Here is an 18,991-nt window from a genome sequence, read left to right as displayed (position 1 = left end):
CAGAGAGACGAACCGGTGATCAGCCGCTTCCAGTTCGTTGACGACCACCGGAACACCTACGAAGCGAAGCGGCTCTGCCACGTCCTGCACGTGAACCGGTCCAGTTACTACAAGTGGCTCGCCAGCGCCGAGGCCCGGGCCACCCGGCAGCACAAGGACCGGATCCTGGCCGACTGATCCGCGCAGTCCACGCCGAGTCCGGTGGTACCTACGGCTCCCAGCGCGTGACCGCCGAGCTCCGCGCGAAAGGGCGGCGGGTCAACGAAAGAGGGTCGCCCGAATCACGCGGACGTTCTCCATCACCTGCATCCGCCTGCGCAGACGCGTGCGCACCACCATCCGGGCCCCGGCCACCTCACAGGTTGCGGACCTGTTCCAGCGGGACTTCACCGCCACCGAACCCGGCCGGAAATACATGGGCGACAGCTTCAGCCGCAAGGCCGTCGGCTGGTCCATCGCCGACCACATGCGCACCAGCCTGGTCGCCGACGCACTGCGGATGGCAGCCGCGACCCGCGGCCGCCTGGACGGCGCCGTGTTCCACCCCGACCGCGGAGCCCAATACGGATCCCGGGCCATCGCCGACCTCTGCGACCAACTCGGCGTCACCCGGCCGATGGGCGCGGCCGGCACCAGCGCCGACAACGCGGCCTGCGAAAGCTTCCACGCGTCCCTGAAACGCGAGGCCCTTCAGGGCGCCCACGACTACGGCGACGCTGGCACCTGCCGCAGGACCGTCTTCGCCTGGCTCACCCGCTACAACACCCGCCGCCGGCACTCCACCAATGGCACCAACGCATACAACACCGACACCACACCGCTCAACTCACGCTCGCCGCGTGATCAATAACCGCGTGCCCACCATCACGGGGGAAGACCCCCTCACGCAAAGGTCCTGTCTGAGCAGGGATTGCTCAGGTGGCCGGGTGTACGGAAGCATAAATGTGGCAGGTGCAAAGGGGAGCACGGGCTCCCAGTGGCCGCTGGAAGCCCGTGTACCTTTTCTCTGTGCCCCCCGATGTGACCCTCTACGGACTCCACAACCAGACTTGACCACCAAATCAACCCTGCTGCAACAGTGGCGCGTCGCAGATCAAGGAGCGCGCGATGCTGCTTGCAGCGTCTGCTTAGCCGCCTCAACACATAGGCATCCTGCCCCACACTTGACCATTTGCGGTGCCTGAAACATCTCGGCGGCTTCTAGCCAGGCTGTACGGGGCGCTGGTTCGCCGCGCGTCGTGCCGAATCTATCAGCATGCTTGATGGCCATGCTGTGCTGGAGACCCGTATGGCGCTGGTCACCCTGTTAGGGGTGGGTTGGGGTTGCACAGGGTGCCGTTGCGGAGCGTCGACTCAGCTGCCTGGTGAGAGATTTGTTTGAGCTTGACTATTTTTTCGAGCAATCTTCGGCGTAAGCCGAAGGGTAAGCCATATTGCCTGTGGTCTGCTATGGCCGTGAATGAGCGACAGAAGTGACATACATCGTGGGCGCTCTCTACGAGCCTGATGTACGGAGCGGGTAAGGGAATTAAGGATGACTCGAAGAGGCAGAAAACACGCCAAAAGAGGAATGTTAAGATGGTTTGTGATGTTTTATCGGCAGATTGTCGCCGAACTGAGCAAGGTAGTCTGGCCCAAGCGCAGCCAACTCATGGCCTACACGTCCGTAGTGGTCGTCTTCGTGATGGTCATGATCGCTGCCGTGATCGTTTTCGACTACGGCTTCCGAACGACCGTCACGTACGTCTTCGGCTAACCTCAATGCCAGTGGCTTAGTCACTCCAGCAGCGTTTCGCTATTTGGCCTTGTCAGAGGCGTCGTCGGGAGTGTAGATGGCTGAGGGTGGGCCAGGGGCGGTCTTGGCGGACTGCCCCTCCAACGAGTGCATTGAGAACTGTCTGGGATGCGATCCGGGCAGCCTTCCAATGTGATCGACGACCTCGCGGACGCGGCCTGGAAGGGGGAACTCAACGACCTCTTTCTCCGTATCGGGCACCGCTTCGACCGCGCCAACGCCCGACGCCGAATGCGCGACTATGTCCGGTCCTGCTCGGTCCGGTCGGCCGCAAGAACGGCTGGTAACTGGCCGAATACGCCGGCCACCCCCGACGGCCTCCAACGGTTGCTGAGTGGGGCCACCGGGAATGCCGACGATGTCCGTGATGACCTGGTGACTACTTACTGACCTTGAATGCGTGATGTCGTCATGGTGGCTGGCGCCGGAGGCCGGTGCCGGTGAGGCAGCCGTCGAGGACGTCGTGGCGGTACTGGAGCTGGCGTAGGCCGCGTCGGACGGCAGTGATCAGGTCGTCGGGGTTGGCGAAGGCGCGGTTGGCTGTGGTCGTGCGTCGCAGGACGGACCAGATGCCCTCGACCGGGTTGAGGTCGGGTGCGTAGGGCGGGAGTTGGAAGACCGTGAGCCAGTCGCGGTCGGCGATGTAGCGGCGCATGCCGGCGGTGAGGTGGGTGTTGAGGTTGTCCCAGACCAGCACGATCGGGCCGCCAAGCTGCTGGTGGGCGGTCTGGATCAGGTCGCGGTAGTCCTTCCAGGAGAAGCTTTTGCGCCCATCGGGCCGGGCGTCTGGGCAGGGCCGGTAGATCAGCCGCGAGGGTTCGCCGGTCTTGTAGCAGGCCACGGCGGCCACCGATAAGCGGCGGCGGGAGCGGCCCCGGACGCGGACCACAGGGGTGTGGCCGCGGTGGGACCAGGTGCGGATGATCGGCGGCGTCATCGAGAATCCGGCTTCGTCCTCGAAGACGAGCCAGGCGTCGAGCGCCGCCACGGTCCTTCCACCTGGGGCCAGGTCTCCTTCACCCAGCCGGCCACCACGTTCTCGTCCCGCTCGATCGCCCGCCGGGCGGGAACCTGGCAGCTCCAACCGTGCCGCTTGAGCAGGGCGGCGACCCCTTGCACGGTGTAGCTCTTGTGGAAGCGGCGCCCGATCAGCGTCCTGATCCGCGACAGGGTCCAGGTCTGGTCCGGCCACCCGTGTGCCACCGGCCCCTTGGCCAGCTCACGCTCCAGCACGGCGAACAGTTCGTCATTGAGAAGCGGCAGCGATGCCGGGCCCCTGGAGGCCAGGGCCCGGGGCCCGTTCTGCGACCAGGCTCTGCGCCACCGCTGTACCGACCGGACGCTGACCCGCAGGTCGTGAGCGATGACCGGGTTCTCGTCGCCCTGCCTGAACCGCTCGGCCGCCTCCATCCTCAACTTCTCGCGGAAGGCCCGCCGTTCGTCGGTCAGTCCGCCCCCTTGCGCATACCTCATGCGGTCGGCATACCGCAGGGATCAAGAGGCGTCAGCCGCTACGACACCACCCTTTGAAGGTCAGTAGGTATTGATTACGCGTGAGCGGGCGGCAGCCAGACGTTTCCGGCGAAGAGGTCGCGGCCTTGTTTGCGGGCGGTGGAGGGGGAAGGAGCGCACGAGGAGCCAGCGGTTGGCGCTGTCGGGGGTGCGCCAGCCGCGGAGAGCTTCATCTGGATTTTGATCATGCGGATGTCCTGTTCGGCCTGGTTGTTGGCAGGGCCCCGGCGAGTGCCTGGATCGTCCCGGTCTGGGGTGTTGATCTCGGTGGTGGGCCCCGGAAGCAGGTGAACACGGCACCTGTGGATCATGTAGTTCTCTACGCTGCAAGATCCACGAAGGTGCCGTGTTCGTTTCTCCATCATCCCTTGTCGCTGTCCCCGTGCCTTGTGCGCCCTGCCTGGAAGCCCTCGGCGAGGGTGCCGCCAAGGAGCAAGTGCGCTGCCTGGTCGCCGAGTTCGAGTCGGTCACCGATCCGAGAGGGGCTTGCGGAGTGCGGTACCGGCTCTCCTCGCTGCTGGCCCTGGTGGTCTGCGCGATGACCCCGTCCGGCCACGACTCGATCACCGCGGCGGCGGAGTGGTGCCGACGTGCGGCGCCGGAGGAACTGGCCGCCTTCGGCCTGCCCTACCACCCACTCCTTGGCCGCTACCGGGTGCCGAGCGAGAAAACCCTGCGCAGCGTCCTGGGGCGACTCGATCCCGGTGAGATCGGCGCGGCCGGTTACGACTACCTTCGGCCTCTGCTGTCCGCACAGCCCCGCCGGCCGGAGCCGGTGATGCCCGACGGTGGCACCGAACGTGAACAGCGCCGGGCTCACCGGGCGGCCGCCCGCGCCGAGCCGGTACGGCTCCGGCGGCGGGCGATCGCGGTGGACGGCAAGTGCCTGCGCGGCGCGAGGCGCCCGGACGGCAGCCGCGTCTTCGTCCTGTCCGCCGTCCGTCACGGCGACGGTGTCACTCTCGCCTCCCGCGAGATCGGCGCGAAGACCAACGAAATCCCCGAGTTCGCACCTCTCCTCGACCAGATCGACGACGCGGATCTCACGGGGGTGGTCGTTACCGCCGATGCCCTCCACGCCCAACGCGACCACGCCATCTACCTGCGCGAACGCGGCGCTCACTACCTGCTGACCATCAAGAACAACCAGCGCGGCCAGGCCCGCCAACTCCACGCCCTGCCCTGGAAGGAGATCCCTGTGATCCACCGCGACGACGCCCGGGGCCACGGCCGCCACGAACAACGACTCGTGCAGGTCGTCACCATCGACGGCCTACTCTTCCCCCGCGCGGCCCAGGTCCTGCGGATCCAGCGCCGACGCCGTCTCTACGGGGCGAAAAAATGGTCCAGCGAGACCGTCTACGCCATCACCGACCTGCCCGCCGAGGAAGCGAACGCAGCCGAGATCGCGTCCTGGGCTCGCGGGCACTGGACCGTGGAAAATACCGTCCACTGGTGTCGAGATGTCACTTTCAACGAGGACAAGTCCCAGGTCAGAACCCGCAACGCGCCCGCCGTACTCGCTACCCTCCGCGACCTGATCCGCAGCGCGCTCAAGCTCGCCGGCTACGTCAACACCGCCGCCGGACGACGAGCCCACACCGAGCGCCCCCGCGTCCTCGCCCTCTACGGCATCACATAACCAAACCGGACGATCCAGGCACACGCCGGGGCCCTGTGGTTGTTGGTGAAGGGCAGTCAGGTCGTGCAGGAAGCGCAGGATGTCCTCGCGGCGGCGTGACAGGCGGTCGACGAGCTGCCGGGCGAAGATCTTTTTCGTTTTCGGTGGCGGGTCGGGTTGATGGAGCGTCCGGCCTGGACCGCCCCGTCGAACTGTGTTTCCAGGAAGCGATTTCTTCGCTGGTCAGAGCGTCGCGCTCGGTCTCGCGGGCCGTATGCGCGGCGTCGTTTCCGGCGGTGAGGGCGTCGATGGCGGCCTTCGCTCACTGCTGGCCGGTGGGGTCGGCGTGGTGAACGCCGTCCAGGTCGCGCGGGATGTGCGCGTTGCGCAGCGCGCCGGCGCGGCCGTAGCCGAGGTAGGAGGACCAGGCGTCGGTGACGGTGGTGCCGGTGAAGTGCGGCAGCACTCCGGCATCTGCCATGCCGGCCTTGCCGCGCTTGGCGTGTGCCTTGTACCAGGTCAGACGGGGGGTGCAGGCGACGTGCCCAGTGCAGCGAGGAGCTGACGCGGATGCCGGACTCGTCGAAGTGCGCCACATCCGCCAGCTGCAGCAGCGCCACGACGCGTGCACTGAAGGGGATCAGCCGGGCGGCGGCCCGCAGCAGGGCGGTGTGGACGAAGCCCTCGGAGAGGTTGGCGCCGTGCAGGTCGGCCGCGCCGGCCGCGATCCGCAGACAGGGAACGTGCTGGTGGACGAGTTGATAGACGGCCAGTGCGTGCACGCCGGATCCGTACTGGGCTGGCGCCCCCACACCGTGGGGATCCGCGGCGCGTGTGATGTGCCCGCGGTGGCAGCGGACCTTCAGCATCCGGTGCTCGGTGACGATCAGCCCCGGATCGGGAAGCTCGAAGACCTGCGATACCGAGAACTCGACCGCCTCGGCGTCCTGGGGGCCAGGGTGTCCAGGCAGCCGCCGCACGCGGCAGGGCGATGCTCGATGACGGCATCGGGATCGGCGACCGGCGACCGGCTCCAGATTCGTGCCCTCGGCGTTTTCCGCCTCAAGTTCATCAACGCGCGAGGTTCCTCGTACGACACCTGGCGCTTGGTCAGAGCCACGAACAGACCAACGAGACGGTCAAGCGCAGGTCACACAAGGACCTGAGCAGTCACCAGCTGGCAACGCTAGCCTCGCGCTTTCGCGAGTGGGTCTGTCCGGGTCTTGATCAAAAAAGCGGAGAGTGCTGCTGACCTGCAACGATGGGACTTGTCGAGGGTCCTGTCACTGCAAGGAAAGAAGCACTCTCCAGGTGAAGAAGAGTAGCGGGTCGTACCCGCGCGTCCGTGTCGAGGGCGGCGGCCGCGGGGTGGTCTCGCAGGCCGGGGCGGTGCTGCTGGTCGAGACGGCCCGCAAGTGTGGCCTGGACGGTGCGATAGCGGCGGCACTGGCACCGTGGCGCAAGCCGCGGGCCGTGCACGACCCAGGCAAGATCCTGCTGGATGTGGCGCTGGCCGTCGCGCTCGGCGGCAACTGTCTGGCAGACGTCGGCATGCTGCGGGCCGAGCCGGCTGTGTTCGGCCCGGTGGCCTCCGATCCGACCGTCTCCCGCCTCGTCGACGCGCTCGCCGCCTCCGGCCCGAAGGCTCTTGCGGCAATCCGGGGCGCACGTTCCGAAGTACGCACGCGGGTCTGGGAGTTGGCCGGGACAAGCAGTCCGGCCGCCGACGGCCAAGTGATCGTGGACATCGACGGGGTACTGGTGCTCGCACACTCCGAGAAGCAGGACGCCACCCCGACCTGGAAGAAGACCTTCGGCCATCACCCGCTCGTCGCGTTCGTCGACCACGGCCCAGCCGGATCCGGGGAACCGGTGGCCGCCCTGCTGCGGCCCGGCAACGCGGGCTCCAACACCGCCGCCGACCACATCGAAACCGCCCAACTCGCCCTGGCCCAACTGCCCAAACACCTGCGGCGGGGACGGCAGACACTGATCCGCACCGACTCCGCCGGCGGCACCCACACCTTCCTCGACTGGCTCTCCCGCCGGGGCCGGTGGCTGTCGTATTCCGTCGGAATGACCACCACCGACGCCATCCACCAGGCCGTACTGAAGATCCCGAAGAAGGCATGGACACCCGCCTACGACGCCGACGGCACCGAGCGGCCCGGCGCCTGGGTCGCCGAGATCACCGACATGCCCGACCTGAGTACCTGGCCCACGGGCATGCGGCTGATCGTCCGCAAAGAACGCCCGCACCCCGGCGCCCAGTTGCGCTTCACCGACCTCGACGGCAACCGGCTCACCTGCTTCGCGACCAACACGAAAGGCGGCCAGCTCGCCGACCTCGAACTGCGTCACCGCAGACGGGCACGCTGCGAGGACCGCATCCGAGGCGCCCGTGCCACCGGCCTGCGCAATCTGCCCCTGCACGACACGGCCCAGAACCAGATCTGGCTGGAGATCGTCTCCCTCGCGCTCGACCTCCTCGCCTGGATGCCGATGCTCGCGCTGACCGGCGAGGCCCGCCGCTGGGAACCCAAGAAGCTCCGGCTGCGGCTGTTCTCCGCCGCCGCTCAGCTCGTGAACACCGGCCGTCGCCGCTGGCTCCGCCTGCCCGCCCGATGGCCCTGGACCGCTGTCATCAGCCACGCGATCGTCAGGCTCCACGCCCTGCCGAACCCCGGTTGACCAGCCACATCGCCCGTCCCGACAAACCCGCACCACCACACCGGTGAAGTGGAACCCGGCGCCCATCCGACGCGAGAGCCGGGCCCTCGGCCTGCCCCAGCCCCGAAAAGACCCCACCACACAAACGCAGAGTCCCCGTCAACAAACCGACAAGGACTCATGAACGATCGAGGCTAGGTACCCAGTTGTTCGGCTGAGATACTGACGAAAAGGGCACTGGCTCTGGCAGCTATCTGATTATTCTGCGATGTCAGTGTAACCGTTCCGGTGCACTGCATCTTACGACCAGCCGTCTTTATGCAGTGAGCCGCAATTTTGATGCGGCTGCCGATTGGTATCGGTGCCAGAAAGTCCGTTTCTAGCCGCACAGTGACTGCAAATATATTCATCAGCTTAATTGCCCCCGCGAAGACTTCATCAAAGAGGCAGGCCAGCAACCCGCCATGAATAAACCCCGGAGGACCTTGATGATCAACTGTCACCAGAAACGTTGCGTGCGCCTGCTCTGGGCTGTCGCGGACAACGTTGAGGCCAAGGCCTGTTCCATGAGATGGCCCGCACCCGAAACACAAGGAGTGGTGAACCGCAGATTCAAAATCTTGACACATTTAGATAAATAAGCCGTTCGTATTTATTCGTGAAACTTTCCCTCATTAGTGCATCCCAACGCAAGGCGGTATGCGAGAGCAATAACTGCTTAGCCTCAATACCAGTGACTTAGTGACCTAGCTTCGTCGGGCTTTGGCTGACGGGTTGATCGGGGCGGTGCGCCAGTGCGGGGCGATGGTCATGGCGTCTGCTGGGTCCCGGGTGGGCTGAGGCCAGGTGTAGTGCTCGTCGCGTTTGACGCCGAAGTTGGACATCTTGCGTTTGACCACGCGCGGGTTGGAGCGTCTGCGGCGGGTGGGTAACAGGCGCGCGGTGATCTCGCGGAGTCCGTCGGTGAGGGCGGCGGTCAGACGGTCAGGGGAAAAGGCCGCCTGCGCGGTGACCTGGCGTCGTGCGAGGCGGATGCTCCGGGTGAAGGAGAGCCTGTCGGGGTCGAGGCCGGCCTGCTCGGCGGCGTCGTGCATCAGGGTGCGGATGGCGTGGTGGACCAGCAGGTGTGCCCAGACCTCCTGCTCGACGCCTTCGGGTGAGCGGGAGCGCAGGACCTGGGCAGGTCCGCGTTGATGGGTCTTCAGCTCGTCCAGCGTGTTCTCGAACTCCCACCGCTGGTGGTAGAGGGCGGCCAGCTCGGTGGCCGGGGCGGCATCGGGATCGAGGACCGTGGTGATCAGCCGGTAAGGGGCGTCCTGCCCGGGATCGTCCAGGGTGTACTCGATCACCCGCACCATTTCCGGGTCGGCACGCTTGCGGTGGTCTCTGGCCGCGACGATCTCTGACAAGTACGAGCCGTCGGGCAGCTCTTCGCGGACCGGCAGCACCTGGTGGGAACGGATGCGCCACAGCAGGTCCGCACCGCCGGCCGAGGCCGCCCGCCACAGCTCCAGGCCGGTGAAGCCGCGGTCGGCCAGCAGCAGATCGTCCTCGCCCAGGTGACCGAACAGCTCGCGGGCCAGCACGAGTTCGGACGTGGTGCATGGGCCGAGAGCCGCCGTGGTGATGGCATGGGTGCCGCACTCGGCCAGCGCGACCACCCGCACCTGCGGATACGCACACCGCTGGGTGCGGTGGGTCTTCGGGCGCCCGAAGTGCGCCACGTTCTCCTGGCTGTCCGGAACGTCGAAGACTGTGCCGTCGATGGCCATCAGCCGCCACCGGCCGTAGAAGGCACCCGGTGTCGATTCCGTGGCCAACGGCCGGGCCACCGAGGCGAACAGGGCCTTCAGCGGTTCTGGACCGAGTTTCGCGCGCGCTCTCGAGATCGCCCCCGTGGTCGGTACCTGCCACGACCCCGACCAGCGCTTCGCCCAGGTCAGCCCATGCGTCAGCAGCCGAGCGACCTCTTCGTAGCCCTGGCCGGAGAACAAGCACATCGCCAGCACGAAGTAGACCACCACGCGCGGCGGCAGCAGCCGGTTACGCTGCCCGGACCTCCCGCACTGGGCCACCACCCGATCCACCAGCTCCGGCTGTCGGCGTACACCTGAACGTGCCCACCCGCGTACGGATGAATGCGGCCAGTTCCTGAGGCGGTGAGGATCGTTGGTCGGCACTCTGCTGCGTAGTCGATGTGCTGCGGCAGGGGGTGGTTGGCGGTGGTCTTGGATCCACGTCGCTGGTCGGAACTACGGCGGTTTCGGGGGTTGTTGGAGTCCGGGGCGATGAGCCTGTCGGAGATCGCCCGGGAGACGGGGCTGGACCGCAAGACGGTCCGCAAGTACCTCGCGGGTCCGGCGACGCCGCCGCGTCGCTCGGCCAGTGGCCAGTTGGTGCCCAGGAAGATCGACGAGTTCGCGCCGCTGGTCGATGCCATGCTGCGGGCCGAGATCCTGATGAAGGCGTCGGTGATCCACGAGCGACTGGCCGCGGAGTACGGGTTCGCCGGCAACTATCAGCGCGTCAAGCTCTAGCCTCGGCATTTCGGTTGGGGCGATGAGGCGTTGCTGAGGGGCGGCTGTCGGGTGACGGACGCGATTTCGGTGCTCGGGCATGGCGGAATCCCGGCGCGGTGGTCGGGTTCTCCAGGGGCCTTCGGGTCGTGGGCCGGCGGGGTGGTTGCCAGTCAGCCGGCTGGACGGGGCAGTGCGGCGAGGCGGTGGAAAGCCGCGACCAGTTCGTTTCTCCATGGCCAGGTCGCCGATATCCGCAAGCGCAGGCGTCGGCCGCCGCGGGTGAGGCGGGCAGCGACGTGCAGCAGCCGGTAGCGGAGCTTCTTCGGCTCGGCGGTGGCCAGTTCCCCGTCCAGCAGCAGGACGCGCGTCCAGGCGAGCAGGTCGATCGCCGCGAGGCTGAGTTCGAGCCAAACGGCGTTGACACCGAAGCCGCGGGAGGGGAAGCGGCCGAAGCCGGTGGTCTTGCCGCACCGGATGTGGTCCTCGACCGTGGCATGCCCGCGGTGACGGACCTCGAGACCATGTCCTGTCCGGGCGGGCGTTCTCCTCGCTCGAGGAGATGGACGCCGCGTTTTCCGCCTGGGTGCCGAGGCGACGGGACCAGATCCACAAGACGCATCGGGAAGTCATCGGGATCCGGGCCGCCCGCGACCACGCGGCCCTCAAACCGCTCCCGCCCACTCCTTACCTGGTGGCCGAGCGTCATCTGCGGCCGGTCGGCAAGGACTGCCTGGTTGCCTTCGGCGGCAACCTCTACTCAGTGCCCGCACGCAAGGTCCGCCCCCGCCAGCTCGTCGAGATCCGGGCGACGAAGTCCCAGGTCATGCTGCACTCGACCGTCCCCGATGCCAGCGGCGAGACCTTGCTGTCCACCCATCCGCGGGCGGTCGGCCGTGGCGTCCGCGTCGTCGAGGAGACGCACTGGGACGGCCTGCCCACTGGCAAGGGGCGTCGCACCACGACCGGTGAGGTGACACCATCACCGCGTCGCGAACCACCTGCTGGCGGTCAAGTCGGCCCGCTGCAGGCCCTGTTGGACCGGGCCGCAGCCACCCGTGTCGAGGTCGGACGGCGGCCGCTGTCGGTCTACGACGAACTGACCGGCACCCGCCCCTTCACCACCAACTCCCCGACGAAGGAGTCCTCTTGAGCGAGCTGACCGGCAACCGCATCCGCACCACGGCCGGCAAGCTCGGCCTGCCCCACCTGGCGGAGACCATCAACGAGTACACCCGCCGAGCCGACGAGGCGAAGATGGGCTACCTCGACTTCCTCGACCTGGTCCTTTCCGAAGAGCTCGCCGTCCGCGACGACCGCCGCTTCCGCCAGGGCCTGCGACTGTCCAAGCTGCCACACCACAAGACGCTGGACGAATACGACTTCTCGTTCCAGCCCGAGCTCGACCCACGCAAGGTCAAAGACCTCGCCAGCCTCTCCTTCGTCGACGGCAAGGCGAACGCCGCCCTGCTCGGGCCGCCCGGGGTCGGAAAGACACATATCGCCGTCGCCCTCGCTGTCGCGGCCTGCCGGGCCGGCTACTCGATCTACTTCACCAGCCTCGACGACATGGTGCGCAACCTGAAGGCCGCCGAGTCGGCCGGACGGCTGGTCAACAAACTCGGCACCTATCTGCGGCCGAGCGTTCTCGTGGTCGACGAGGTGGGCTATCAGCCCCTCGAACGCGCCGAGGCGAACCTGGTCTTCCAGGTGATCTCCAAGCGTTACGAGAAGGGCTCGATCATCCTGACCTCGAACAAGACCTTCAGCGAATGGGGCCAGGTCTTCGGCGACGAGGTCTTGGCCACCGCCATCCTCGACCGCCTCCTGCACCACTGCGAAGTGATCGCGATCAACGGTCCAAGCTACCGGCTCAAGAACCGACTCCAGGCCATCGAGCGAGAGACCGAAGTGGCCTGACAGCTGGGGACGTTCGCCCGTACACGGCTGGGGAGAAAAGTCCGTACGCCGACACCGGCGGGAACGACCGCGTCAACAGCCCGACCGCGATGCGATCCGACAACCGCTCGTCCGTCTCCGGATTCACCTGACCCGGCCGTGGCATCCCGGCACCTCCCCGCCACGCACCCTACCAGCCACCACCCTAAGTCACTGGTATTGAGGCTAAGGGCGGTCTTGCGGACCGTTTCGACGAGCAGGACCGCCCTGCCTGGGAGACGACCTGGCGGCCGTCGTCCTGGACACGGACGCGGAAGTAGGACCCGATAGAGTGCTTCACCTGGGAAGTGCCTCCGGCGGCGGCAGGAACAAGGACCTCAACAATCCCCATTCTTGCTGGTCAGGGGCACTTTCTGTTTACCTGACCGCCTGCCGACTACCGATCGGGTGACAGACAAGGGCTCGTAACGGACAAGGCTCCCGGACAGTTGAGCGAGAGATCTCACGTCTCAACTCATTTGTCAGGGAGCCTTGTTGGTTACCTATCCTGCCGCACTCGACCTTCCGCATGCCCTCGTGGAGTGGGTCACGATGCTGATCATCACCCGCGAGGGTGACCGCCGGCGCAAACTGCCGGCCTCTCAGCGGGCCCTCATCACGCTCGTGTACCCACGCAAGCACGACACCCTCGCCCAGATCGCCGCCGGCTTCCGGATCAGCGAGAGCACCGCCCACGCACATGTACACAGCGTGATCACCCACCTGGCCGCCCGCGCACCCTCTCTCACTCACGCGCTGCGGCAAGCCCGCCCTGAGTACATCCTCGTCGACGGCACGCTCGCCGAATGCGACCGCGTGGGCAACAGCCAGGACGACTATTCAGGCAAGCACGGCAAGCACGGCGTGAACATCCAGACGGTCACCGGCCCGGCCGGTGAGCTCGTCTGGTACTCGCCGGCCCTGCCCGGACGGACCGCGGACATCACCGCCGCCCGCACCCACAACATCGCCCCATCTGTGAGCGACTGAAGATCCCCGCCCTCGCGGACAAGGCGTACCAGGGTGCCGGCGGAACGTTCGCCACACCCGTCAAAAGACACCGAAACCGTGAGCTCACCGTCAAAGAGAAGGCCGTCAACCGGGCACACGCCCGACTCCGCTCGCCCGTCGAACGGGCCTTCGCACGACTCAAAGCCTGGCGGATCTTCCGCAAAGCCCGCGTCAGTCCCAACACACTCACGTCAATCGCCAAGGCCGTCCTCACCCTGGAAAAGCAACGCTGAAGAAGCTCACTGGTCAGCACCTTGTCGGGGTGAGTGAGGCCTGGATCCACCCGCACGATAGTCAGTCTGTGGACGGCGAAATGAGAAGAGGTGCCCGCTGACTTGGGGTGATGGGAGTTCCTACGCCCTCGTCAGTCCCACGAAGCGAGTCCAGTCACCAAACCTCGTGCGTGAGCCCTCACTGATAAGCGTCCTCGCTGCAAGATCTGCCGTGGCGAAGGCACGACTCGCCCCGGCCCCCAGTCGGCAGCATGCTGGAAGACGTGACTGGCGCGCCGATCGTCGTCCACCGGCCGTCCCGCACCGGCGGTCGGAGAGTCACCGTGCACAGGCAGGGCCGGGACGAGATTCTTGGCACCGCCTACAGCGACCACGACCTGGTGGTGTTCCTTGAAGCCAAGGGCATCAAGGATCCCGACGGCGTGCTGGACGATCCCAGGTGGGTGGAGTGGCGCGGAGCCAGCCCACACCAATGGAGCGCAGTCTGAGAAGCCGTATTCCCATCGGTCAGGAAGACGGTTCTGGTCGAACAGGGTGCCTGGTTGGGTGATCTTGGCCGGGTGGATGCATGAGAGCAGGGCCCCTTGGTAGCTCGGGGTTGTGACGCCACTCGAGTATCAGAGGCCCTGTTGTTCCAGCCTTGCGTGACGGCCCTCGTTCCTCCAACTCCTGCGTGTCGGTGTGCGATTGCCTCGCTCACCGGTTCGGGAACGCGGCCGACCGGCCCGAGAGGGTACGGCGGTATCCGTCGGACATGACGGATACGGAGTGGGCGGTGGTGCGTGACGCGCTGCCGGTGCCGGCCTGGCTGGAGGGCCGGGGCGGGGCGGGGCGGGGCGGGGCGGGGCGGGGCGGGGCGGGGCGGGGCGGGGCGGGGCGGGGCGGGGCGGGCAGCCGGAACGCTACTGCCACCGGCAGACGCTGGATGCGGTCTTCTACGTCACCGACAACGGGATCAAGTGGCTCTCGGTTCCTGCCGATTTCCCTGCTTGGGACCGCGTGTATGCCTTCTTCCGCAGGTGGAGGGAGAACGACCTGGTCAAGGAGTTGCACGACACAGTTGCGCGGGAAGGTCCGTGAGGCCGAGGGTCGTCAGACCGAGCCGAGCGCGGCGATCATCGACTCGCAGTCGGTGAAGGGCGCCGCCTCGGTGCCGTCCGCCACGCGCGGTTACGACGGCGGGAAGAAGATCAATGGCAGGCGCTGGCACGTCGCCACGGACTGCCTCGGCCTGCTGCTCCTGGTGCTGGTGTGCCGCGGACGCCGACCGGCAGGCCGCCCGCATCATGCTGCCGCCCCCGCTGCGGACGCGGCTCAGGAAGATCAGCCTGGTATGGGCCGACGGCGGCTACACGGGCGTCCTGGTCGACTGGGCGAAGGAGAAACTCCGGCTCAGCCTGCAGACCGTCAAGCGGAGCGACGACGTGAAGGGGTTCGTGGTACTGCCGAGACGGTCGTTGGTGGAATGAACTCCGGGATGGCTGTTGCGCACGAGGCGTCTGGCCCGGGACTACGATAGGCTACCCGCCAGCAGCGAGGCGTTCATCCACTTCTCGGCCACCATGCTCATGACTCGCCGCCTGGCCCGCGCCACTGCCCACGGCCGGACGGTCAGGACGCCGCGTCGGCAGCGGACGGCACTCGCGGCCTGAACCGGCCTGACGGTGAGGAGGCCAGCCAGCCCCGCTCAACGAGCCGCTTCGCCTTCGACCGCATCCCCTCGATCTTCGCCGGCACCAGCTCGAGCCCGAGCCGGGCCGTCATCTCCTTCGCCTCAATCCCTCCCTATCATCGGGGAGTTCGGCCTCCAGCAGCTCCACGATCCGCCGGTAATCCGGCGCGAGCGCCACCGCCGTCATCCCCTCTCGCCACCGCTGCACGACCGACCCGGCAACCGCAGCCCTCGCCCGCCCCGGCCGGCGGCTCCGGCGCCCCCTCCTGGGCAGACGCCTCCGCGGCAGCGCCCGGCGCGGCCAGGGCCTCGGCCAGCTCGACCCGGGCGATCACCCGACGCTCCAACACCGCCTCCGCTTCGGCGAGTTCCGCGAGAATCCGGTCCGCTTCCGCCTGAAGCCCCTCCGCCCGCACCCGGGCAGCCGTCTCACGTTCCTCCAGCAAACCCATCACCGATGTCACCGGCCATCTCCGCACCGCGAGAACGATCTGATCGCCCGAACCCTCCCGCAACGACGCCCGAACCATGCCTGAGCAGCAGAAACTCAGCGAACACATCCGGAAAGACAACGGCTTCTAAGCCGTACCGTCACGGTCTCCACATCAGCATCCTCGAGCCCGAACCACAGCTACCCACAGTCACAGGACGACCGTCACACCCCGCCGAGACACCCTCTGCGGGTCGTTGGGCGGTGCCTCACCAGATCAGGCACCAGTAATTGCGGCTGGTGCCTATGCCGATACGGCCGCCTTGTGGGACCAGGTCAGGGTCAGGCTGGCCGACAGCTGCCATCGAGCACACTGGGTCCCCGACAGCGCCAACTGCGGCCATTCGCTCAGCGGCAGCCACTGCGGCCGGCGATGTATACCACGTCGTGATCATCGGCTCATGGCCGTCGGTCGCCGGTAGCGCGGATGGCCTGGCTTGTCTTGGTGCCGTCGCACTACGTGAGGGCTCGGAGGATATGAAGCGAGTTGCTGTCGGTTTTGCTCTCGGCGTCCACACGGCCGACGAGTCAACTGCTGTCCGGCGGGGCGTCAGCCGGTCGCTTGGTGGTACTGGCTGTCGGGGATGGCTCATCGTCGGTTTCGGCGCAGGTATGTCCGTTGTCGGTCCTGCCTTATCTGAAGCCCTTGGGTGAGGCGTCCAGGGCGGCAAAGGATTCAAGGTTGGCACAGACAGATTGGCCGAGGCCGACGGCGTCGGGTCGGGCGTGCCGCCGTCCTGCGCTACCAGTGTCCACACGCCAAGGCCCCCCATGGCGAGCACGGCGACACCACCCGCGATCCAGGGGACCCGCCGCGGCGGGCGTCGGTGACGGCTCATGGCATTCACTGTCCTCTGCGATGAGCCGCCCCTCAAGCCCTGGGCGGACAACCTCCCCCGGTATCGCGACCTCATCTCGGCGTGCCGAGGCGTGCCCAACTGTTCGCCACCTACAGGAAGCACTCGCGCACGTCGTGGGTGCCGCCGGGCAGGGCGGGCGAGATCCACAGCAGCCTGCCGTCATCCGCGGTGATGACCTGCAGGTTCACGCCCTCGCGGTGGCTTTGCCGGAGTAGTGGCCGGCAGCGGCCACCCGGTCGGTCTCCGCCGAGGGGTGCGGACCCTCGGTGAGCGCACCGCCGCCAAGCTCAAAAAACGCTGGCGAGCGCTCAAACGCATGACCCTCACCCCCTGCCAAATCAGCGACATCACCCGCCCTCGCCCTCGCCCTCGCCCTCGCCCTCGCCCTCGCCCTCGCCCTCGCCCTCGCCCTCGCCCTCGCCCTCGCCCTCGCCCTCGCCCTCGCCCTCGCCCTCGCCCGAACCTAAAATCAGATCCGTTGAGACCGCAATAGACAATCGCAGCCCAACCTCGTCCTTTATGAGTCCTCGTCGTCTGGCCAACGGGGACTCACTTTTGCGCGTTGCGGTCGTTTGTGAACCGCGCACGTGCGCCGCGCACCCTGCTGACCCACGGCGGTCACTAGGTCCGGTGGGTGAGTGCGGTGATAATCGTGGCGCCCGTGCTCGTCGTCGCTCCGGTGCAATGCCGAGGTGACGGGGGTGGCTGGGGGCCGCCGTCGCTATCGCGGACCTGTACCTGGCCGCCGGCTCGCGGTGGCACCCAATGCTAATAAGCGATGATTACTCAGGTAGAGGAGACATGGGAACTCGATAATCATTCGGTACATAGCCCTCCCCCTGACTAGGTATGCCTTGCGACTCCAATTGCGGCGCAATCGCTTCTTCAGCCTCTCGCGCCAAAGCCTGACGTCCGTAGCCCTCGTAGCATGCCTGTCCACCGCGGCGGCCGCGGGTTCACCGACCGGCATTTCCAGGCCGCGCGAGGACAAGCCGACTCCCGACACGAACAGCCCGCAAGCTGAGCCCCGGAGTGACGGCGTGTTGGACTTGCCGAACCTGAACACTGAGGGGAATGCGCCCAGCGGAACCGACACGGACCTGGGGATCCCCGCTACGGCCCTGCATGCATACAAGCGGGCCGAGCAATCCGTCGCGACCGCTGTCCCGGACTGTAACTTGAAGTGGGAACTCGTCGCGGCCATCGGCCGGATCGAGTCAGTGCACGCCTCCGGCTACGGGCTGCGCGAAGACGGATACACAGACAAGGCGATCCGCGGGCCTCAGCTGAACGGACAGCAGTTCGCACTGATCCGCGACACCGACGCTGGCGTGTGGGACGGCGACAGGCAGTACGATCGCGCGGTCGGCCCCACTCAGTTCATTCCCTCCACCTGGAAGCAGTGGGGCACTGACGGCAACGGCGATGGCAAGCGGGACCCGAACAACATTTACGACGCTGCGCTTGCTACCGGCCTGTACCTGTGTGCTGGCGACCGCAATCTGTCGACGTCCGAAGATCTCAAGACCGCCGTCCTCAGTTACAACCGCTCCACCCAGTACTACGACAACGTGTTGTCGTGGATGCGGACGTATGAGGGCGGGGGCGTTGCCGAGCTGCCGAACACTGGCACGGGTACGCGTTTGCCACATTTGCCAACGCTGCCCACTCCCCCGGTGAGCCCGTCGGCACCCAGCACACCCGCCATGCCGTCGGCACCTGGTGCGCCGCCTACACCCACAACACCAAGAACGCCGCCTGCCCCTCCAAAACGAGATGCCCCGGTGGAGCCAGAGCCTCCGACCAGGCCTACCACGCCTCCCCACACGACCGACCCGAAGCCCCCGAAACCCGTCCCCATCGGCAAGCTCACCCGAGTTGGGGCCTCCTCGTTCACAGCGGACGCAGGCACCGTCTTCCTGGGAAGAGCCAAGGTCATGGCTGTGCGCACCAACGGAAAGGCCGCAGCAGGACAGAAAATCCGCTTCGCCGTGATCGGTGACACCGATGCCCGTTTCACTGGTGGCCTGCGCACAGTGACCGTCACCACCAGCGCCCAAGGCGTGGCCATAGCCCCTTGCATCGAGGCTGGTGACCGCCCGAGCACGTTCACGATCCGCGCTCATCTCGTGAGCACACACATCGAAGGGGTGACTCCGGTCGCATTTGCGGGCACGGTCCTGCCTGCCGCGGACAAGCTGACTCGCACCAGCGACACGGCGCTGGAGGCTTCGTCCTCAAGTACGTTCGGCAAGGAAATCGGCTTCAAAGCAACGCTTAACGGTAAGGCTGCGGCTGGCGTTGCCCTGGTCGCTCGGGTTGTCGCTGACGGCGGTACAGAACCGGTCAGCGCAGGCCCTTACTTTAAGGACGCCAAGGACCGTCCACTTCGTACCTTGACACTCACCACGACCGGCACCGACGGGCTTGTCTTGCTGCCTGAGTTGTTTACGGACGAGAATGCGGGCGCCTACCAGCTCGTCCTGACCGCTACGAACGGCGTCACGGTTACGGTCGACTTGACCGTAACGGAGACGACCGCTACTCCGTCCCCACAGCCCTCTACAGCTCCCTGACGGACCTTTAGCCTCGATCTTCCTTGAGGGTCCGCCGACGGAGTCGGTGGGCCCTTTCCTTTCCGGAGCGGGCTGGTGGGCAGGCCGGTGGCCCGGC

20 protein-coding genes and 6 pseudogenes are annotated in these 18,991 nt (G+C 66.8%); 15 read left to right on the top strand and 11 right to left on the bottom strand.

Annotated elements, in window-relative coordinates; all coding sequences use genetic code 11:
• Positions 1-15: 15 nt before the first annotated feature.
• From OG985_RS46070 to OG985_RS46050, 5 genes and pseudogenes are all read left to right on the top strand, one after another.
• Complete coding sequence (locus OG985_RS46070; RefSeq protein ID WP_371666662.1) at positions 16-177, top strand: hypothetical protein; 162 nt, start codon at positions 16-18, stop codon at positions 175-177.
• Positions 174-224 (top strand): annotated as a pseudogene (locus OG985_RS46065) (hypothetical protein); the annotation flags it as partial. The gene OG985_RS46070 and the pseudogene OG985_RS46065, both read left to right, overlap by 4 nt.
• 101 nt (positions 225-325) lie before the next feature.
• Positions 326-850 (top strand): DDE-type integrase/transposase/recombinase, encoded by a 525-nt coding sequence (locus tag OG985_RS46060; protein ID WP_371666663.1) that lies wholly within the window; start codon positions 326-328, stop codon positions 848-850.
• Positions 851-1,472: 622 nt separating this feature from the next.
• A pseudogene (gene secE / locus OG985_RS46055) lies at positions 1,473-1,756 on the top strand (preprotein translocase subunit SecE).
• 171 nt (positions 1,757-1,927) lie between these two features.
• Positions 1,928-2,185: a hypothetical protein gene (locus OG985_RS46050; protein ID WP_371666664.1), complete on the top strand. Its 258-nt coding sequence runs from the start codon at positions 1,928-1,930 to the stop codon at positions 2,183-2,185.
• 19 nt (positions 2,186-2,204) lie between these two features.
• Here OG985_RS46050 and OG985_RS46045 read toward each other — a convergent pair whose 3' ends face one another.
• A complete protein-coding gene (locus OG985_RS46045; protein ID WP_371674223.1) occupies positions 2,205-2,732 on the bottom strand; it encodes a transposase in 528 nt (175 codons plus the stop codon).
• The gene (locus tag OG985_RS46040) at positions 2,729-3,268 is read right to left on the bottom strand and encodes a winged helix-turn-helix domain-containing protein (RefSeq protein ID WP_371666577.1); all 540 of its coding nucleotides are present in this window, start codon (positions 3,266-3,268) and stop codon (positions 2,729-2,731) included. The genes OG985_RS46045 and OG985_RS46040 overlap by 4 nt, the downstream gene beginning before the upstream one ends.
• Before the next feature lie 385 nt (positions 3,269-3,653).
• Between OG985_RS46040 and OG985_RS46035 the strand changes: the two genes are divergently transcribed.
• Complete coding sequence (locus OG985_RS46035; protein WP_371666665.1) at positions 3,654-4,949, top strand: ISAs1 family transposase; 1,296 nt, start codon at positions 3,654-3,656, stop codon at positions 4,947-4,949.
• Between the two features lie 301 nt (positions 4,950-5,250).
• On the opposite strand, the gene OG985_RS46030 is transcribed toward OG985_RS46035, so the two are convergent.
• Together OG985_RS46030 and OG985_RS46025 are read right to left on the bottom strand one after the other, a co-directional pair.
• Entirely contained in the window at positions 5,251-5,409 is a 159-nt protein-coding gene (locus OG985_RS46030) for a hypothetical protein (protein ID WP_371674713.1), read from the bottom strand.
• Between the two features lie 139 nt (positions 5,410-5,548).
• Positions 5,549-5,797: pseudogene (locus OG985_RS46025) on the bottom strand (hypothetical protein); the annotation flags it as partial.
• 442 nt (positions 5,798-6,239) lie between these two features.
• Between OG985_RS46025 and OG985_RS46020 the strand changes: the two are divergent.
• The gene (locus OG985_RS46020) at positions 6,240-7,619 is read left to right on the top strand and encodes an IS1380 family transposase (RefSeq protein ID WP_371666514.1); all 1,380 of its coding nucleotides are present in this window, start codon (positions 6,240-6,242) and stop codon (positions 7,617-7,619) included.
• A 173-nt stretch (positions 7,620-7,792) separates the two neighbouring features.
• Here the strand turns inward: OG985_RS46020 and OG985_RS46015 are convergent, their stop codons facing one another.
• The gene (locus tag OG985_RS46015) at positions 7,793-8,227 is read right to left on the bottom strand and encodes a PaaI family thioesterase (RefSeq protein WP_371666666.1); all 435 of its coding nucleotides are present in this window, start codon (positions 8,225-8,227) and stop codon (positions 7,793-7,795) included.
• A gap of 117 nt (positions 8,228-8,344) precedes the next feature.
• Positions 8,345-9,685, bottom strand: a complete 1,341-nt coding sequence (locus tag OG985_RS46010) for an IS4 family transposase (protein WP_371674175.1) — start codon at positions 9,683-9,685, stop codon at positions 8,345-8,347.
• 201 nt (positions 9,686-9,886) lie between these two features.
• On the opposite strand from OG985_RS46010, the gene OG985_RS46005 reads away from it, so the two are divergent.
• On the top strand, positions 9,887-10,135 hold the full coding sequence (locus OG985_RS46005) for a hypothetical protein (RefSeq protein WP_371666669.1): 249 nt from the start codon (positions 9,887-9,889) through the stop codon (positions 10,133-10,135).
• A gap of 152 nt (positions 10,136-10,287) precedes the next feature.
• On the opposite strand, the pseudogene OG985_RS46000 reads toward OG985_RS46005, so the two are convergent.
• Positions 10,288-10,668, bottom strand: a pseudogene (locus OG985_RS46000) (transposase); the annotation flags it as partial.
• Positions 10,669-10,676: 8 nt separating this feature from the next.
• On the opposite strand from OG985_RS46000, the gene OG985_RS45995 reads away from it, so the two are divergent.
• The 4 genes and pseudogenes from OG985_RS45995 to OG985_RS45980 all read left to right on the top strand — a co-directional run bounded on the left by OG985_RS45995 (position 10,677) and on the right by OG985_RS45980 (position 13,784).
• Positions 10,677-11,267, top strand: a complete 591-nt coding sequence (locus OG985_RS45995) for an integrase core domain protein (protein ID WP_371674174.1) — start codon at positions 10,677-10,679, stop codon at positions 11,265-11,267.
• Positions 11,264-12,034 carry an IS21-like element helper ATPase IstB gene (gene istB / locus OG985_RS45990; protein ID WP_210582092.1) on the top strand — a complete coding sequence of 257 codons (771 nt, stop codon included), beginning with the start codon at positions 11,264-11,266 and terminating at the stop codon, positions 12,032-12,034. Before OG985_RS45995 ends, istB begins: the two co-directional genes overlap by 4 nt.
• A gap of 513 nt (positions 12,035-12,547) precedes the next feature.
• Positions 12,548-13,296: pseudogene (locus tag OG985_RS45985) on the top strand (transposase family protein).
• 263 nt (positions 13,297-13,559) lie between these two features.
• Complete coding sequence (locus tag OG985_RS45980; RefSeq protein WP_371674233.1) at positions 13,560-13,784, top strand: hypothetical protein; 225 nt, start codon at positions 13,560-13,562, stop codon at positions 13,782-13,784.
• 208 nt (positions 13,785-13,992) lie between these two features.
• Here the strand turns inward: OG985_RS45980 and OG985_RS45975 are convergent, their stop codons facing one another.
• Positions 13,993-14,208, bottom strand: a complete 216-nt coding sequence (locus OG985_RS45975) for a hypothetical protein (RefSeq protein WP_371666671.1) — start codon at positions 14,206-14,208, stop codon at positions 13,993-13,995.
• A gap of 9 nt (positions 14,209-14,217) precedes the next feature.
• Between OG985_RS45975 and OG985_RS45970 the strand changes: the two genes are divergently transcribed.
• Together OG985_RS45970 and OG985_RS45965 are read left to right on the top strand one after the other, a co-directional pair.
• Positions 14,218-14,376 carry a transposase gene (locus tag OG985_RS45970; protein ID WP_371674234.1) on the top strand — a complete coding sequence of 53 codons (159 nt, stop codon included), beginning with the start codon at positions 14,218-14,220 and terminating at the stop codon, positions 14,374-14,376.
• Between the two features lie 113 nt (positions 14,377-14,489).
• Entirely contained in the window at positions 14,490-14,765 is a 276-nt protein-coding gene (locus OG985_RS45965) for a hypothetical protein (protein ID WP_371666672.1), read from the top strand.
• Between the two features lie 142 nt (positions 14,766-14,907).
• Here OG985_RS45965 and OG985_RS45960 read toward each other — a convergent pair whose 3' ends face one another.
• The 3 genes and pseudogenes from OG985_RS45960 to OG985_RS45950 all read right to left on the bottom strand — a co-directional run bounded on the left by OG985_RS45960 (position 14,908) and on the right by OG985_RS45950 (position 16,815).
• On the bottom strand, positions 14,908-15,060 hold the full coding sequence (locus tag OG985_RS45960) for a hypothetical protein (protein WP_371666674.1): 153 nt from the start codon (positions 15,058-15,060) through the stop codon (positions 14,908-14,910).
• A 1,362-nt stretch (positions 15,061-16,422) separates the two neighbouring features.
• Positions 16,423-16,509: pseudogene (locus OG985_RS45955) on the bottom strand (IS5/IS1182 family transposase); the annotation flags it as partial.
• A 156-nt stretch (positions 16,510-16,665) separates the two neighbouring features.
• A complete protein-coding gene (locus OG985_RS45950; protein WP_371666675.1) occupies positions 16,666-16,815 on the bottom strand; it encodes a hypothetical protein in 150 nt (49 codons plus the stop codon).
• Positions 16,816-17,496: 681 nt separating this feature from the next.
• On the opposite strand from OG985_RS45950, the gene OG985_RS45945 reads away from it, so the two are divergent.
• The gene (locus OG985_RS45945; protein WP_371666676.1) at positions 17,497-18,894 is read left to right on the top strand and encodes a lytic transglycosylase domain-containing protein; all 1,398 of its coding nucleotides are present in this window, start codon (positions 17,497-17,499) and stop codon (positions 18,892-18,894) included.
• Positions 18,895-18,991 lie beyond the last annotated feature (97 nt).

This window comes from Streptomyces sp. NBC_00289 (assembly GCF_041435115.1).
Classification (GTDB): domain Bacteria; phylum Actinomycetota; class Actinomycetes; order Streptomycetales; family Streptomycetaceae; genus Streptomyces.
This window is presented reverse-complemented; position numbering and strand designations above follow the sequence as displayed.